This window comes from Psychrobacter sp. 72-O-c (assembly GCF_904846605.1).
Lineage (GTDB): Bacteria > Pseudomonadota > Gammaproteobacteria > Pseudomonadales > Moraxellaceae > Psychrobacter.
In genome coordinates this window covers 26,468-42,572 of sequence record NZ_CAJHBI010000017.1, presented here as the reverse complement: position 1 = coordinate 42,572, position 16,105 = coordinate 26,468, and the positions used below count along the sequence as shown (strand labels likewise).

Genomic DNA, 16,105 nt, shown 5'->3' with positions numbered 1-16,105 from the left:
GTCGTCTATTACGGCAGACACCTTTTTAATTGTCGCGATTTCCTTTACGATAGCGCTATCTTATTTTTATTTTCAGCAAAGCTTTTAAGCATGTCATCATGCGTTAAGTTAAAAGCAGAGTAGTCGTTATTTTTAGAACGATTGGCCAATATGATTTGACAAAAATAAACGGGTGACTTTGGGAGCTTGCAAATAGTTAAGAACGATGAAGAACAACTTATTCGAGTGTTCTTTAACAAGTCATTATAAAAATAACGTACTATTTTTGCTCTGGATGAACGATACCCCATCGCATAACCCAACTGAACGACCCTATTTAAAAAACAATATTTAAAATTGATAAGCGAACCCTATTTTATGCCTGATGTCATTGATAACACCATTAATCCCGTCGTACCTAACGATGCAATGGACACCCGTTCTGTAGCGGAGTTCACCGAGCAAGCCTATTTAAATTATGCCATGTACGTCATCATGGATCGGGCGCTACCTAATATCGCTGATGGTCTGAAACCCGTTCAGCGACGCATTATTTTTGCCATGAGCGAGCTGGGTCTTAAGTCTACGGCTAAGCCCAAAAAGTCTGCTCGTACGGTTGGTGACGTACTGGGTAAATATCATCCACATGGTGATAGCGCCTGTTATGAGGCCATGGTATTGATGGCACAGCCGTTTAGTTATCGCTATCCGCTGATTACTGGTCAAGGTAACTGGGGCAGCCCTGATGATCCCAAATCCTTTGCCGCCATGCGTTATACCGAAGCAAAAATGTCAGCCTATGCCAATACGTTATTAGCAGAATTAGGTCAAGGAACCGTCGATTGGCAAGATAACTTCGATGGTACGATGCAAGAGCCAACGACTCTACCAGCACGCCTACCCAATATCTTATTAAATGGTACGACTGGTATTGCCGTAGGTATGGCAACCGATATTCCGCCGCATAATCTTAACGAAGTAGTACGTGCGGCTATTCGCTTGCTTAAAAATCCTGAGCTATCAGTCAAGCAATTGACTCAGTCGATACCCGCGCCTGACTTGCCCACCAGCGCTGAAATCATTACCAGCAAAAAAGACCTACAAGCTATCTACGAGAGTGGACGCGGCAGCTATAAAATGCGTGCCACTTATCATATCGACGATAAAGAGAAGAATTTAGTTATTATCGATGCGTTACCCCATCAAGTATCAGGTAATAAAATCCAAGAGCAAATCGCTAAGCTGATGACGGATAAAAAACTACCTTGGGTCGTCGATATTCATGATGAATCGGATCACGAAAACCCGTGCCGTATCGTCTTGGAATTACGCTCAACTCGGGTCGATGTCCAGCGAGTCATGAGCCATCTATTTGCTAGCACTGATCTTGAAAACAATTACCGCATTAACATGAATATGATTGGGCTAAACGGTAAGCCGCAAGTCAAAAACCTAAAAGAGATATTAGAAGAATGGCTCATCAGTCGCCGTTCAGTGGTCATGCGTAGATTGCAATATCGTCTCGATAAAATTGATAAACGCCTGCATATTTTAGCGGGACTGTTGGTTGCTTATCTAAATATCGACGAAGTCATTCGTATTATTCGGGAAGAAGATGATCCAAAATTAGCCTTGATGCAAGATTATGATTTAACTGATATTCAGGCTAATGCCATTCTAGATATTCGTCTGCGCCAACTGGCAAAGCTACAGGAGATTGAGCTCAGACGTGAGCAAGATGAACTGGCAGCTGAGCGCGCTATTCTTCAAGAGTATCTCGATAATCCGGAAAGCCTTACAGGCTTGATCATAGATGAGCTGACCGAGGATATGAAAGCACACGGTGACAATCGCATGTCGCCACTAGCAGAACGCGAAGAAGCGCAAGCTTTAAAAGAGTCAGACCTTGTACCAAGTGAGCCGATTACTGCGGTATTATCCAAAGCGGGTTGGATTCGCGCGGCCAAAGGCCATGAGGTTGATCCCGCTGGTATGAGCTACCGTTCAGGCGATGCTTACCAAGCATACGTCCGAGGTAAATCGAATGAGAGAATCTACGTACTCGATAGCACCGGACGCAGTTATAGTATTGATGCGCACAATCTTGCCTCGGCTCGTGGTCAAGGGGATCCGCTCACTAGCGTATTGAAACCGCCTTCAGGTGCTACCTTTGAGCAGCTACTCACCGGTGACAATGACCAGCGTATCGTCTTAGCAAGCTCACAAGGCTATGGTTTTATCAACAACATTGGTAATCTAGATAGTAATCAAAAAGCCGGTAAAAACATAATTAACCTGGCTGCTAATAGCCGACTATTACCTATCGCACGTATTGATACTCAAGCTGATGTAAATATAAATTCGGAGAACGGTAGTATACTTTCTACCGAAAACAGTCAAACTTCTAATCATCTTCCCGATCAACTTGCAGTCGTGACCAATGCTGGATATTTATTAATCTTTGCCCTTGATGATTTACCTGAGCAGGCTCGTGGCAAGGGTAATAAAATGATCAATCTAAAAGATAAAGAAGAAGTGCTTGCCATCACGCCATTACGTCAGCAAGACAGTCTGGTTATTACGGCCGGTAAACGTCATGTGACGTTGAAGCCGATGGACTTAGCTAATTATACTGCGAAACGCGGTAGTCGTGGTGGTCAGCTCCCAAGAGGGTTTCAGAATGTGACTAGTGTTGAGGTTGGGGACTAGGTTTAGATTTTTTGTATTACTGGGCTAAAATCCCAGCCTACAACCAATTCCTCTAAATAGCCATTCCCTTTAAAAAATTAGAGCCTCCCAATGAGCAAAAAAATCAGCCTAATCTTTCCGCATCAACTGTTTGCTGATATCTCACTTTGGCAAGAGGACTGCTACCTGATAGAAGAAGATTTATACTTTACTCAATATCCTTTTCACAAGCAAAAGCTGGTGTTGCATCGTGCCAGCATGAAGGCTTACGAGCAAAAGCTACTTGCAGCGGGTAAAAGTGTACATTACATAGAATCAACGCATGAGCACAGCGATTGTCGCAAACTGATTGCCAGCTTTGTCAGTGCAAACAATGAACCTGATAACGAATATAGCATCGCAAAAATTTATTGTATTGATGTGGTCGATAACTGGCTACGACTGCGTATGCAAAAGGCCATACTAAACGCAGATATTGCTTTTGACTGCTCACCAACGCCAATGTTTTTGAACCCTTTACCCGTATATTGCGACTTCTTTAAGAACAATCGTCTGTTTCATCACGACTTTTATATTGAAGCCCGCAAGCGCGAAAACATACTGCTAGATGATGAGAAAAATCCTATCGGTGGCCAGTGGTCATTCGATGAAGATAACCGTAAAAAATATCCGCGTAAAAAAACACCACCATCAATAACTTTTCCCGAACTGAACGAATATTATAGTGAGACGATAGCTTATATTGAGAAGCATTTTAGCGATCATTATGGCGAGATAAATCCAGACTTTCGCTATCCGACTACTCATGCAGAGGCGGAACAATGGCTAGAGAACTTTTTATCAAATCGCTTTAAAGACTTTGGGCCGTTTGAGGATGCGATGGTCGATAGCGAGCATATATTGCATCATAGTGTACTTACGCCGATGTTAAATACGGGCTTATTGACGCCGAGACAAGTGATTGCACGTACATTAGAGATTAGTGAAGAATATGAAATTCCTATCAACTCTCGTGAGGGTTTTATCCGTCAAATTATCGGTTGGCGCGAGTTTATGTATGGGCTGTATGAATCCGTTGGCCATCAACAACGTACGACCAATTTTTGGGGTTTTACCCGCAAGATACCGCCAAGTTTTTATACGGGCGATACTGGTATTGTTCCTATTGATAATACGATTAAAAAGGTACTCAAAACGGGCTACGCGCATCATATTGAGCGTTTAATGATCTTTGGCAACTTTATGTTGCTCTGTGAATTTGATCCTGATGAGGTACATCAGTGGTTTATGGAGCTGTTTATCGACGCCTATGATTGGGTAATGGTGCCGAACGTCTATGGCATGAGTCAATTTGCAGATGGTGGATTGGTAGCGACTAAGCCTTATATTAGTGGTAGTAATTATATTAATAAAATGAGCAATTATCAGGTCAAATCAAAAGGCGAGTCTGTCGAATGGGCGCAGATATGGGATGGGTTATTTTGGCGCTTTATGCACGTCCATCGCGACTTTTTTAGTAAAAACCCACGCATTGGTATGCTGCTCGCCATGTGGGATAAAATGGATAAAGACCAGCAGCAACAACATCTCATTAATGCCGAGCAGTTTTTGGCTAAGCTTGATACTAGAGCTTAACAAATGAACAATCCTAAGATAGATTGTTAAGAGTTGAAAATTATTGCGCAGTAAGTGAGGAAAATTTTACCAATCACCAGTTACTCTATAGCCATGTATTTCTCATGACTTGCTATAGTAATATTTGGATGAATAAAAAATAATAGGATCATCATGTTTATTAAAGATAAAGTTGCCCAAGAGATTATGAATAACTCATTTCCTACGCCTAAAATCATATTTTTTGACATTGACGATACTTTAAGTCGTAAAGGTGTCATTGCTGAGCATAATAAAGCAACGTTGGAGCAGCTTGCTCAGACTGATATTAAATTGGTAATCTCGACAGGACGTTCAAAAGCTATTTTGCCTGCTGATATTCTAGCTTTACTTGACGCTAATGTATTAGATGCCATCATTTGTATGAATGGACAATATAGCTTCAATAACGACGGCATGATCAGTCATTATCCATTATCAGATGCGCAGACTAATAAGATTGTACTGCTGTGCCAAAAAAGCGAACTCATTCACAAATTTGACTCGGCGACTCATATTGCATGGTCAGATGAAAACGAGCGACTGCGTGAATACAACGCTATAACGCCAAACTCTATTCTTGACCCAGATTATTATAAGTCAAATCCTGTCTATCAATGTTCCGTATTTTTCAATAACCAAGAGGACAAAATGCAAGATATTAATTTTGCCCAAGATGATTTAAAACTGGTGCATTGGCATCAAATTGGCGCAGATATATTACCAGCAGAGGCGTCAAAAGCACGAGGTATTAAAGATCTATGTCAGCATTACGCCGTAGATGTTAGCGATTGCATGGCGTTTGGTGATGGTATGAATGACTTAGAAATGTTTGACTTGGTCGGGTTTGCCGTGGCAATGGGTGATAGTCAACCGGCTCTTATAGAGCGTGCGGATTTTGTCACCGGTACTATTGAAGAGTATGGGATACAAGCTGTGCTCGATCACTTACATATAGACCAGAAAGCTTAAATCAGTAATTAGCCCAGAAGTCATAAAAAAACCCCTGCTACTATCTAGCAAGGATTTTTTTATTTTCTGAAATTAAACCTCAACCTGCAACCAATCCATAAAACCAACTGCCCAACTTATAACAGGCTATAGCAATCAAAATAAATATCAATGCAGCGATTAAATAAGCCAAAAATGTTGGCATGCTGGTCAACCAGCCAATAGTAAAAGCCACGCCAAGATACGCTTCCAGTGGCCAGCTTAGAACTGATGTGCCCATGCCCGCATTGAAGAAGGCAATAATGGCAGATAAGCCTACCACAGCAGTGATAATGCCAGCAGTTTTACGGTTATTCATTTTGTCTCTCTTGTACCATTACATCAAATTTGGTTAGCGAATGGTACAAATACTAAGGCATAGTCAACCCACCATCAACAGCGATAGATTGACCAGTGATTGCCGCACTCAAGTCAGACGACATTAGTAATACTGAATTGGCAAAGTCCGCTACCGAGGTTGCTTGGCGCAGTGGCGTAGTAGTAGCGATATAATCAAAGACTTCTTCAGTGGTCAGACTACTGGCATCGGTAGTTTTAAGTAGTCCACCTGCCAGTAAATTGACCCGAATACCGTATTGTCCCAGCTCCGCCGCTAGATTGCGCGTCAAACCTATCAAGGCAGATTTTGCCGTAGTATAGTCGTAATAGGTTACCACCGGATTATAAACCAAGTTGGTAGAGATATTGATAATCTTACCCATCTGCTGGGTTTTCATTTGTGGCAATACCGCTTGTACTGTATTAACCGCTCCTTTGACGATACCATCTATTTGCTGGGAAAAATGCGCCCATTTGACGGTCTCAATACTGGTGTAATCGGCGCTTGGATTGAACTGATAGTTAGGCAAAGCATTATTGACCAATATATCAATACGTCCGAAACGTTTGATGACCTCAGTTGCCATCGCTTCCATTTGTGCTAAATCGGTCACGTCACCTTGATAGGCAAAAGCTCGCCCGCCTGCCGCTACAATATTAGCAACTACTGCCTCTGCACTGTCCCTACTGTTGAGATAATTCACACACACAATAGCACCTGCTGCTGCCATTTGCTGCGCGATTTGTGCACCAAGGCCTCGACTGCTCCCTGTGACGATTGCGACTTTATCTGTTAGTAGTGCTGGTATGGTGGCGTGGGACTGAGTCATGATGTGTAATCCTTTATTGTGTTATATTTATAAAAATTAATATTTATTCTAGCGGTGTTATCAACCGAATTGCACCAATCATAGCATGCTTACACCTCGTTATCGGATACGGTACAATCTGCCCTGTTTTGGCTATCTTGTGGTTGTTTTTGTGATAATCGACTGAGATAAACCAAATGAATTCAACTCGTTACCCTTTAAATCACTATATTCAATAACCATAACAGTAAAATCGCGGTCATTACCGTAGCTATTTACATTGCTATTACCTATTTATTACGCCTCGATTTTTTGTGCATTTGACTGACTTTAGGAGAGATATTTTGACCCACTTATCATCGTCACACCGGTCCACTAGCACCGCTGCTCACGCCTCTACTCGAATGCTACCCAAAGCGCTATTGTGCGCAGCTATTGGATTTACGCTCGCGAGCTGTAGCAATTCTGATAACGCTGCTACCGATAGCGCGGCCACCAGTGATGTCACACTCAATCTGTATAACTGGTCAGAATATATGCCACAAGAGATTCTTGATGGCTTTGAAAAAGAGACTGGTATCAATGTCAATTACACTACTTTTGACTCCAATGAGGCGATGTATGCCAAGCTAAAACTGCTCGATGATTCTAGCCAATATGACCTTGCAATTCCATCAACTTATTATGTCGAAAAAATGGCCAAAGAAGGCTTACTGCAAGAGCTGGACAAATCAAAACTGAGCAACTTTAAGAATTTGGACACCTCATTTACCAATACTAAGGTTGACCCTGAGAATAAATACTCGATTCCGTATATGTGGGGTAGCACGGGTCTAGCCATTAATGGCGATGCGATCGACCCTGCAACCGTCAATAGCTGGAATGATCTATGGCGTCCTGAGTACAAAGGTCAGGTGATGCTGATGAATGATATGCGCGAAGTGTTTGGCATGTCGCTACTGACGCTTGGCTACTCAGGTAATAGCAGAAATCCTGATGAAATCAAAGCCGCTTATGAAAAGCTCACTACCTTGATGCCAAATGTCAAAACCTTTAATTCGGATGCCTCGCGCATGCCCTATATCGAAGGTGAAACCAATCTTGGTATGACTTGGAATGGTGAAGCCGTGATAGCCAATGACGAAGGTCTGACTAGCTTGGTTTATAAATACCCAAGTGAAGGTGCGATATTATGGATGGACAACTTTGTTATCCCTAAAAACGCCAAACAGGTAGACGCGGCGCATAAATTTATTGATTATCTGCTACGCCCAGAGAACTCTAAAATTGTGAGTGAGGAGATTGGCTATGCCTCACCTAACCTCGCGGCACGTGAACTAATGACTGATGATGTCAGAAACAATCCCATTATTTATCCTAGCAAAGAAGTGTTAGCGAACGCTGAGTTCCAAGAAGATGTGGGCGATGATGCGCTACAAGTTTATCAACAGTACTGGAATAAGCTTAAAACCGGCCGTTAATCGTAATTGTTTAAAGCCTTATTGATCAAGATTCACCAATAAAAAACGCTGATCGTTGCCGGTCAGCGTTTTTTTATATTTATAAATGCAAATCCGTCTCACCGCCCTGCTCTTTTATTCTGCGCTGTTCACGGCGCTGATAACTCAGACCGGAGGCCGCATACCAGTGTGGTTTAGTCTCTTGCAGTAAGTCACTAAGCTGCTGCAACTGGGTTTGCAACGTTTGCGTCAACCAAAAATATCCTTGCCATTCAAACGCCAAATTTTGAACACTGGGATACTCCGACACTGCAATACGAGTAATAGGGCGAAACACTTCATCACTGGGGCTGCGCAGTACCGCTGCCATATGCTGCATGGCTTGGGTCAGCTCATGCTGATAATGCATGAGTAAGATATGATTGTCTTCATCAATCTCAATATTCGCCAAGCGCGGCGCAGCACTTAACAATAAATCAATCGTACCAATAATATTGCGATGCGTACGCTGAATAGTCTCAAGCGTCACTTTTTTGATCCCTGATTCACTAGCGGTCGCTGCAATATGCGGGCGCACGGCTAACAGCCTCTTATTAATCTGTTGTAGCTCCGCGACTAATGTTTTATCAACAGGCACGCCATCGACGGCAAAGGCAGCTGGGTTTACGTGCTGAACAGACTCATCCCCCAACGCCTCAGCCGCATCGATGTGATTACCCACCCCAGCATAAAGACTGCTACAGGCATCCAAGTTACTGGCCAGTAAAAATCGCCACATCAAAGTAGACTTCAGCGGTAAAATTAAGGTCGCCGCTACCGCAACGCCAGTACCGAGTAAGATATTAAGGGCGCGATAAATGCCATCTTGACCGATACTGCTTTGGCCTAGATTTGAGACGATCATTAACATGGTAATACCGGTCAGCAACCCTGTATAACCTAAATTCTTAACCGCAAGATAGCCAATGATGCCACTTATCAGGCCAATGAGCGCATAATCTACCCACAACCATGCGCCCACATTTTGGCTAAACCACAAAATACCAAGCGCGGCACCAATACCTAGTAACGTGCCAAGTACGCGCTCTTTCGCCTTGGTATAGATGGCACCTTGATATTGTAATAGGCCCAAAATGATAAAAACAGTAATGGTCGTCCATTCGCCATGCGGGAAGTTAGTAACTTTATTGACCAATAGCGCGAGTATAACGGCTATACCCAAACGTATGGCATGCAAAACATCAGCGTGCTGATAGCGCGCATAAGGCTCAGTAAGCGGGGCAGTAACACGCTGCCAAAGAATAGATTTCACGCAGGGATACTCTTTTAAGTGATTTTTAAGTAAAAAATTTAAGTAAGACGCTTTTAAGTGAGACATTAGCCTAAAATAAAAGGCCACTGCCAGCCGACAGCACAGTCTTATCTCGTCTACCAAAAAAATAACGCCTTTCACCTATTAAAAGATAAAAGACGTTAGAGGTCAAAACATGCTAGAACACTAAACTTCCAAGAAGTCTAATATCCCCTCGGCCGCTTCACGACCTTCCCAAATGGCCGTTACGACCAAATCAGAACCACGTACCATATCACCACCAGCAAAGATTTTGGGGTTCTTAGTTTGGAACTTAAAGGTCTGCTCTTCTGCGGCCAATACAAGGCCGGAGCTGTCCATGGCCACTTGTTGCGTTTCAAACCAGTAAGCTGGGCTAGGACGGAAACCAAAGGCCATAATCACCGCGTCACAAGGAATGATCTCTTCAGAGTTTGCAATCGGTTCAGGACGTTGACGACCACGATTGTCTGGTGCGCCCAGATGCGTAGTGACGACTTTTACGGCATTAACCTTGCCGTTTAAGCCAATAATTTCGGTCGGTTGGCGGTTAAATAAGAACTCAACCCCTTCTTCACGTGCATTGACCACTTCACGACGTGAGCCGGGCATATTTTCTTCATCACGGCGATAAGCACAGAATACTCGCTCAGCACCTTGACGAATACTAGTACGGTTACAGTCCATCGCTGTATCTCCGCCGCCCAGCACCACGACTTTTTTACCCTTTAAATCAATATACTCTTCTGGATTCGTTTCCCAGTCATTACAGCGATTAACATTGGCGATCAAGTAATCTAGTGCATCATAGACGCCCTCTAGCTCTTCACCAGCGAAACCGCCACGCATATAAGTATAAGTACCCATACCCATAAACACTGCATCGTAATCAGTTAGCAGCTCATCGATACTAACGTCAGTACCGATTTCTGTCTCTAAGCGAAACTCGATGCCCATGCCTTCAAAAATCACACGACGGTTACGCATGACATCTTTTTCCATTTTAAACTCAGGAATGCCGAAGGTGAGTAAACCACCAATTTCAGGGCGCTTATCAAAAACAACAGGCGTCACGCCATTTCTGACCAAAATATCGGCACAGCCTAAACCAGCAGGCCCTGCGCCGATAATAGCGACTTTTTTATCCGTCCAAACCACATCGGACATATCCGGACGCCAGCCGAGTGCAAAGGCAGTATCGTTAATGTATTTTTCCACGTTACCGATAGTGACTGCGCCAAAGCCATCATTGAGAGTACAGGCACCTTCACACAAACGGTCTTGGGGGCACACACGTCCGCACACTTCAGGTAGCGTATTGGTACTGTGGCACAGTTCTGCCGCCTGAAATATCTGCCCTTCTGTTGCCATTTTAAGCCAATTAGGGATGTAGTTATGTACTGGACATTTCCATTCACAGTAAGGGTTACCGCATTGGAGGCAGCGATGTGATTGCTGGGCAACCGACTCACTCTCGGAAGGCTTATAAATCTCAACAAACTCTGTCGCACGGGTGACGATAGCTTTTTTAACCGGCTCAAGCCGCGGCACATCTAAAAATTGAAAATCATTATCTAAGCGTTTTGCCATGATCAAACTCTCTTTAATAGGGGGCGGTGACAGCGGTTACATGCCGCCTTTATAAAAATGGTACGGCGCAATAAACGCTGTCACTTGCCTGCTTAACACATGTGAACTGAAAACTTAACTCAAAACCTATGGCCTACGACCCTTATTGTGGGTCTGCCATTGTGGTTTTAAGCAAGCTTGCAATGTTCGCCGCTTTGGGCTTAACCAAGTAAAACTTACGGGCATAATGCTCAAAGTCAGCCAGTATAGCTTGACCCCATACGCTGCCGGTTTTTTCCACATGGTTTTCAATCACTTGTTGTAAGTAGATACGATGCCCTTCGGTCTGCTCACTAGAGACACGGTTGAGATCGATCAGCTCATGGTTACAACGATCAAAAAAATCGCCTTCCATATCGAGCACGTAAGCGAAACCACCTGTCATCCCAGCACCAAAGTTGAGACCGGTACGCCCGAGGATGGTCACTATTCCGCCAGTCATATATTCACAGCAGTGATCGCCTGTGCCTTCAATGACCGCATGCGCACCAGAGTTCCGCACTCCGAAGCGCTCACCCGCGGTACCAGCAGCGTACAGCTTGCCACCAGTGGCACCATATAAACAGGTATTACCAATAATCGCGGTGTTCTGGGCCACAAAGCTCGAACCTTCGGGTGGATAGATGACAATTTCGCCGCCTGCCATACCTTTACCCACATAATCATTGGCGTCGCCTTCTAGCTCAATATGCAAGCCACCTGCATTCCATACGCCCAAACTTTGCCCTGCGGAACCGGTAAGGTGCAGCTTAATAGGCATATCGTTCATGCCCAGATTGCCCCATACTTGGGCAATCTCACCTGAGATACGCGCGCCAATAGAGCGATCACAGTTACCAACTTCGTAGCTATAATCACCGCCGTTACCTTGACGAATATTAAGCAGCATATCGCTAATCATTTGCTCAGCCAGCAACCCTTTATCAAACGGCTCGTTACGCGCTACTTGACAAGTTTCTGGGGCGCCCGCGCTTGCGGGATGACTATACAATAAAGGTGTTAAATCAAGATGGCGCTGCTTATCGGTTGTGCCTTCTAATATCTCGAGCAAATCGGTACGACCGACCAACTCTTCCATACTACGTACGCCTAATGCAGCCAGCCATTCACGAGTTTCAGTCGCAACAAACTTAAAGAAATTAATTAACATCTCAGCTTCACCAATGAAGTGCTTGTCACGTAGCTCAGCTTTTTGAGTGGCAACCCCAGTCGGACAGTTGTTAAGGTGACAAATACGCAGATATTTACAGCCAACAGCAATCATCGGAGTCGTGCCAAAGCCAAAGCTTTCGGCGCCCAGTATCGCTGCCTTGACCACATCAAGGCCAGTCTTAAGACCGCCATCAGTTTGGATACGCACTTTATGACGTAGACCATTGACCCGTAGCGACTGATGAGTCTCAGCGAGCCCCAACTCCCACGGAGAGCCTGCATGATGGATAGAAGACAGCGGAGAGGCTGCGGTACCGCCATCGTAGCCTGAGATGGTAATCAGATCGGCAAAGGCTTTTGCCACGCCCGTTGCAATGGTACCAACACCTGGACGTGAGACCAGTTTAACCGAAACTAAAGCATCAGGATTGACTTGTTTTAAATCAAAAATCAGCTGTGCCAAATCTTCGATAGAATAAATATCGTGATGCGGTGGCGGTGAAATCAAGGTCACCCCTGGTACAGAATAGCGTAAGCGGGCAATCAAGGCATTTACCTTGCCACCGGGCAGCTGACCACCTTCACCAGGCTTGGCACCTTGAGCCACTTTAATTTGCATGACTTCTGCGGAGCGTAGATAAGCGGGTGTTACCCCAAAGCGACCAGAGGCCACTTGTTTGATTTTTGAGTTACGCAAGGTGCCGTAACGTACTGGGTCTTCGCCGCCCTCACCAGAGTTTGAGCGACCGCCGATGGTGTTCATCGCCATAGCTATCGACTCATGTGCCTCAGGGGACAATGCCCCTAACGACATACCAGCCGAGTCAAAGCGCGTTAAAATATTCGCAATGTCTTCGACCTCATTCACGTCAATGCTGTTGTCCGTTTTTAACTGTAATAAGTCACGTAACGTGGCGACCGGACGACTATTAACCAAATCGGCATAGTGGCGATAATTGTCATAATCACCAGTACGTACCGCCGTATGTAAGCTGTTAATCACATCAGGGTTGAAGGCGTGATATTCTTTATTAAAGACAAACTTTAGCAAACCACCTTGATCGAGCGGTGCACGGCGCTTAAATGCATTGGCCGCTAGTTGTGCTTGATCAGCAGCCAAATCAGCAAAGGTTGCGCCTTTAATACGACTTTGAACGCCTTTAAAGCACATATCAACCACAGGCTCAGACAAACCAACTGCTTCAAATAACTGGGCACCGCGATAAGAAACAACGGTAGAAATACCCATTTTTGATAAAATTTTCAGTAAGCCTTTGTCCAAGCCTTTGCGGAAATTAACCCGCGCTTGAATAGGATCACCAAGCAACTCACCGGTCGCCACTAAGTCATCAATGACATCATAAGCTAAATAGGGATAAACACAGGTCGCGCCGAAGCCAATCAGTACTGCTATTTGGTGCGAATCACGTGCCAGACCAGTTTCGATAATTAAGTTAGCATCAGTACGAATGCCTTCAGCAATCAAATAATGATGTACTGCACCCGTCACCATAATGGCATTGGCAGGTACTTTGTCGGCGTCAATATCTTTGTCGGACAATACAATCAAGGTATTTCCCGCACGAATCTCGCTTGCCACTTGCTCGCAGATAGTCACAATGGCATCAGAAAGCTCTGAGGTACGATCGTAGTTTAGATCAATACGAGATATCTTAAATGCAGGATCATCTAACGTCTCAATTTGCTGCATTTTACTAGCAGACAACACCGGCGACGACAAAATAATACGATGGGCATCTTTGGCAGAAGGCGAAAATACATTAGTCTCAGCGCCCAAACAGGTTTGTAGCGACATGACGATGGACTCACGCAGCGGATCAATCGGTGGATTGGTCACCTGGGCAAACTGCTGGCGAAAAAAGTCACCTACATGGCGAATCTGCTGTGACAGTACGGCCATCGGGGTATCATCCCCCATTGAACCGACCGGCTCTTGACCATTTTCAGCATTGGGGCGAATGATTTCCGTACGCTCTTCATTGGTAATGTGATACATTTTTTGCAGGGTTTTGAGCTTATCACCGCGACATGATTGCGCTGCCAATTCTTCTTCTAAGCGTTCATCATCACGAATACGCGTGGCCTCTTCGCGCAGCCATTTACGATACGGATGGGCTTCTTTGAGCAAGGTAGCGATAGCTTGGGTGTCTAGGATCTGTCCGGTCAAGGTATCAATGACCAGCATCTGACCAGGACCTACGCGGCCTTTGGCGAGCACATCTTTTGGCTCATAATCCCAAACGCCAATTTCAGAGGCGACGGTGATGTAGCCGTTCGTAGTCGTGACCCAGCGCGATGGACGCAGACCATTGCGGTCAAGCATACATACTGCATGGCGGCCATCTTGGAGAACCAGACCTGCTGGCCCATCCCATGCTTCCATATGCTGTGAGTAAAACTCATAAAACGCCCGTAAGTCCACATCCATGCTATCAACATTCTGCCACGCTGGCGGCACAAGGATGGACATAGCATGGAACAAGTTCATACCGCCTGACATGAGTACTTCAAGCATATTATCCAAACTTGATGAGTCTGATCCAGTGCTATTGACTAGCGGACGTAGCTCATTTAAGTTCGGTAGTTTATCTGATTTTAATTTTGGCGTACGCGCCTCAGACCAGTTACGGTTACCCGTAATGGTATTGAGCTCACCATTATGAGCCAGATAACGGAACGGTTGTGCCAGTGGCCAACGTGGTAAGGTGTTGGTCGAAAAACGTTGGTGGAATACCACAATGTGTGAGGCCAAACGCTCATCTTGTAAGTCCAAGAAAAACGCTGGTAAATCTGACGGCATCACCAAGCCTTTATAAATAATCGTTTGGCAATTCAGTGAGCAGACATAAAATAGCTCATCATCACTCAAACGTTGCTCTGCTTTTTTACGCGCGACAAACAGCTTACGATTAAAGTCATCAGCCTCGAGGCTAGCAGGACCATTAACAAAAATCTGCTTAAAGTCCGGTAGCGTCTCACGGCCAATCTCGCCAACAATACTCAAATCAAGTGGCACATCACGCCAGCCAGCCACTTCTAAACCTTGGGCGGTGACTTCTTCAGCCAATACCTGCTGGCTGTGCTGCGCCTTAGTATCGTCGAGATTGACGAACACCATACCGACAGCAAAATTATCACTAATATCTAACTGTTGCTCGATGGCAATCTCTTTGAAGAATGCAATGGGCATCGCAAGAAGCAGGCCGCAACCGTCTCCGGTCTTGCCATCAGCCGCAACACCGCCGCGATGAGTCATACAGCTTAGACTATGAATGGCTGTTTTTACCAAATCGTGGCTGGCTTGTCCCTCAATATGAGCAATTAAACCAAAACCACAGTTATCAGAGAAATCATCTGGTGTGGCCAGATGCGTCTGGGAGGAGATCATTGACATGGCTAGTCCTTTTAAGTGAGCGGGCAGCATATGCATCCAATGCGGATTATAAGCTGAGTCCCGCAAGCAGAACGGGCTGATGGTCGATATTCGTAACACCGAATGAAAAATGGTACGACACGTTCAGCGAACGATAATCGATTGGTTGAGTACCCAATAATACGGCGCTTGACTACGTTTGAATATCAGACGCTCTGTTTTCAAGCGCCTTGATAACCCTGGAAAGGGAGATCATATGAGGGATTGTGCTACTTGCAATACGCTTGATATAAATAACCGTTATTACTATGATTGCAATCGTCAAGACAATAATAACACTTAAAATCATGCTTATTATACTAGTAGCAGCGCTTGAGGCTATGAAACTATAGTGAAAGGTATCATACGATTTCTGATCAAATGATAGTTTACCATAACTATACAGAGTGTCGACTACCATTATCTTAGTGAATGCTTAGCGAAAAATCTAGTCTTTTCTGTCATTTGACCAGCCAGTTTTTATGGCTGTACCTTTTAATTTTAATGGTTTAAAAATTGATAAATCACAGTAATGGCTTTTTTGAGCAAACCGTATAAGAATGATATAGCTTAATCAGGATAATATATGAGCACAATCATCGACGAGTAATTCGTAAAAAAAACAAAATCTAATACTCATTCA

At 44.5% G+C, this 16,105-nt stretch carries 9 protein-coding genes; 4 read left to right on the top strand and 5 right to left on the bottom strand.

Annotated features, from left to right (window positions below):
• Positions 1-357: 357 nt before the first annotated feature.
• The 3 genes from parC (at position 358) to JMX97_RS07940 (ending at position 5,292) form a co-directional block, all read left to right on the top strand.
• Complete coding sequence (gene parC / locus JMX97_RS07950) at positions 358-2,688, top strand: DNA topoisomerase IV subunit A (RefSeq protein WP_201556606.1); 2,331 nt, start codon at positions 358-360, stop codon at positions 2,686-2,688.
• Between the two features lie 90 nt (positions 2,689-2,778).
• The gene (locus JMX97_RS07945; protein WP_201556605.1) at positions 2,779-4,302 is read left to right on the top strand and encodes a cryptochrome/photolyase family protein; all 1,524 of its coding nucleotides are present in this window, start codon (positions 2,779-2,781) and stop codon (positions 4,300-4,302) included.
• Positions 4,303-4,455: 153 nt separating this feature from the next.
• Complete coding sequence (locus JMX97_RS07940) at positions 4,456-5,292, top strand: Cof-type HAD-IIB family hydrolase (protein ID WP_227671516.1); 837 nt, start codon at positions 4,456-4,458, stop codon at positions 5,290-5,292.
• A 79-nt stretch (positions 5,293-5,371) separates the two neighbouring features.
• Here JMX97_RS07940 and JMX97_RS07935 read toward each other — a convergent pair whose 3' ends face one another.
• Both JMX97_RS07935 and JMX97_RS07930 read right to left on the bottom strand, forming a co-directional pair.
• Positions 5,372-5,629, bottom strand: coding sequence for a hypothetical protein (locus tag JMX97_RS07935; RefSeq protein ID WP_201556604.1), 258 nt, complete (start codon positions 5,627-5,629; stop codon positions 5,372-5,374).
• 52 nt (positions 5,630-5,681) lie between these two features.
• A complete protein-coding gene (locus tag JMX97_RS07930; protein ID WP_201556603.1) occupies positions 5,682-6,479 on the bottom strand; it encodes a 3-oxoacyl-ACP reductase in 798 nt (265 codons plus the stop codon).
• 323 nt (positions 6,480-6,802) lie between these two features.
• Between JMX97_RS07930 and JMX97_RS07925 the strand changes: the two genes are divergently transcribed.
• Positions 6,803-7,939: an ABC transporter substrate-binding protein gene (locus JMX97_RS07925; RefSeq protein WP_201556602.1), complete on the top strand. Its 1,137-nt coding sequence runs from the start codon at positions 6,803-6,805 to the stop codon at positions 7,937-7,939.
• A 79-nt stretch (positions 7,940-8,018) separates the two neighbouring features.
• On the opposite strand, the gene JMX97_RS07920 is transcribed toward JMX97_RS07925, so the two are convergent.
• The 3 genes from JMX97_RS07920 to gltB form a co-directional block, all read right to left on the bottom strand.
• Positions 8,019-9,230: an FUSC family protein gene (locus tag JMX97_RS07920; protein WP_227671517.1), complete on the bottom strand. Its 1,212-nt coding sequence runs from the start codon at positions 9,228-9,230 to the stop codon at positions 8,019-8,021.
• Between the two features lie 186 nt (positions 9,231-9,416).
• The gene (locus tag JMX97_RS07915; protein WP_201556600.1) at positions 9,417-10,838 is read right to left on the bottom strand and encodes an FAD-dependent oxidoreductase; all 1,422 of its coding nucleotides are present in this window, start codon (positions 10,836-10,838) and stop codon (positions 9,417-9,419) included.
• Between the two features lie 142 nt (positions 10,839-10,980).
• On the bottom strand, positions 10,981-15,444 hold the full coding sequence (gene gltB / locus JMX97_RS07910) for a glutamate synthase large subunit (protein ID WP_201556599.1): 4,464 nt from the start codon (positions 15,442-15,444) through the stop codon (positions 10,981-10,983).
• Positions 15,445-16,105: the final 661 nt, after the last annotated feature.

Excerpts from the sequence above, each read along its gene's own strand:
- JMX97_RS07915 (WP_201556600.1), bottom strand. The coding sequence starts at position 10,838 with ATGGCAAAACGCTTAGATAATGATTTTCAATTTTTAGATGTGCCGCGG.
- JMX97_RS07930 (WP_201556603.1), bottom strand. The coding sequence starts at position 6,479 with ATGACTCAGTCCCACGCCACCATACCAGCACTACTAACAGATAAAGTC.
- JMX97_RS07940 (WP_227671516.1), top strand. The coding sequence starts at position 4,456 with ATGTTTATTAAAGATAAAGTTGCCCAAGAGATTATGAATAACTCATTT.
- parC (WP_201556606.1), top strand. The coding sequence starts at position 358 with ATGCCTGATGTCATTGATAACACCATTAATCCCGTCGTACCTAACGAT.
- JMX97_RS07935 (WP_201556604.1), bottom strand. The coding sequence starts at position 5,629 with ATGAATAACCGTAAAACTGCTGGCATTATCACTGCTGTGGTAGGCTTA.
- gltB (WP_201556599.1), bottom strand. The coding sequence starts at position 15,444 with ATGTCAATGATCTCCTCCCAGACGCATCTGGCCACACCAGATGATTTC.
- JMX97_RS07945 (WP_201556605.1), top strand. The coding sequence starts at position 2,779 with ATGAGCAAAAAAATCAGCCTAATCTTTCCGCATCAACTGTTTGCTGAT.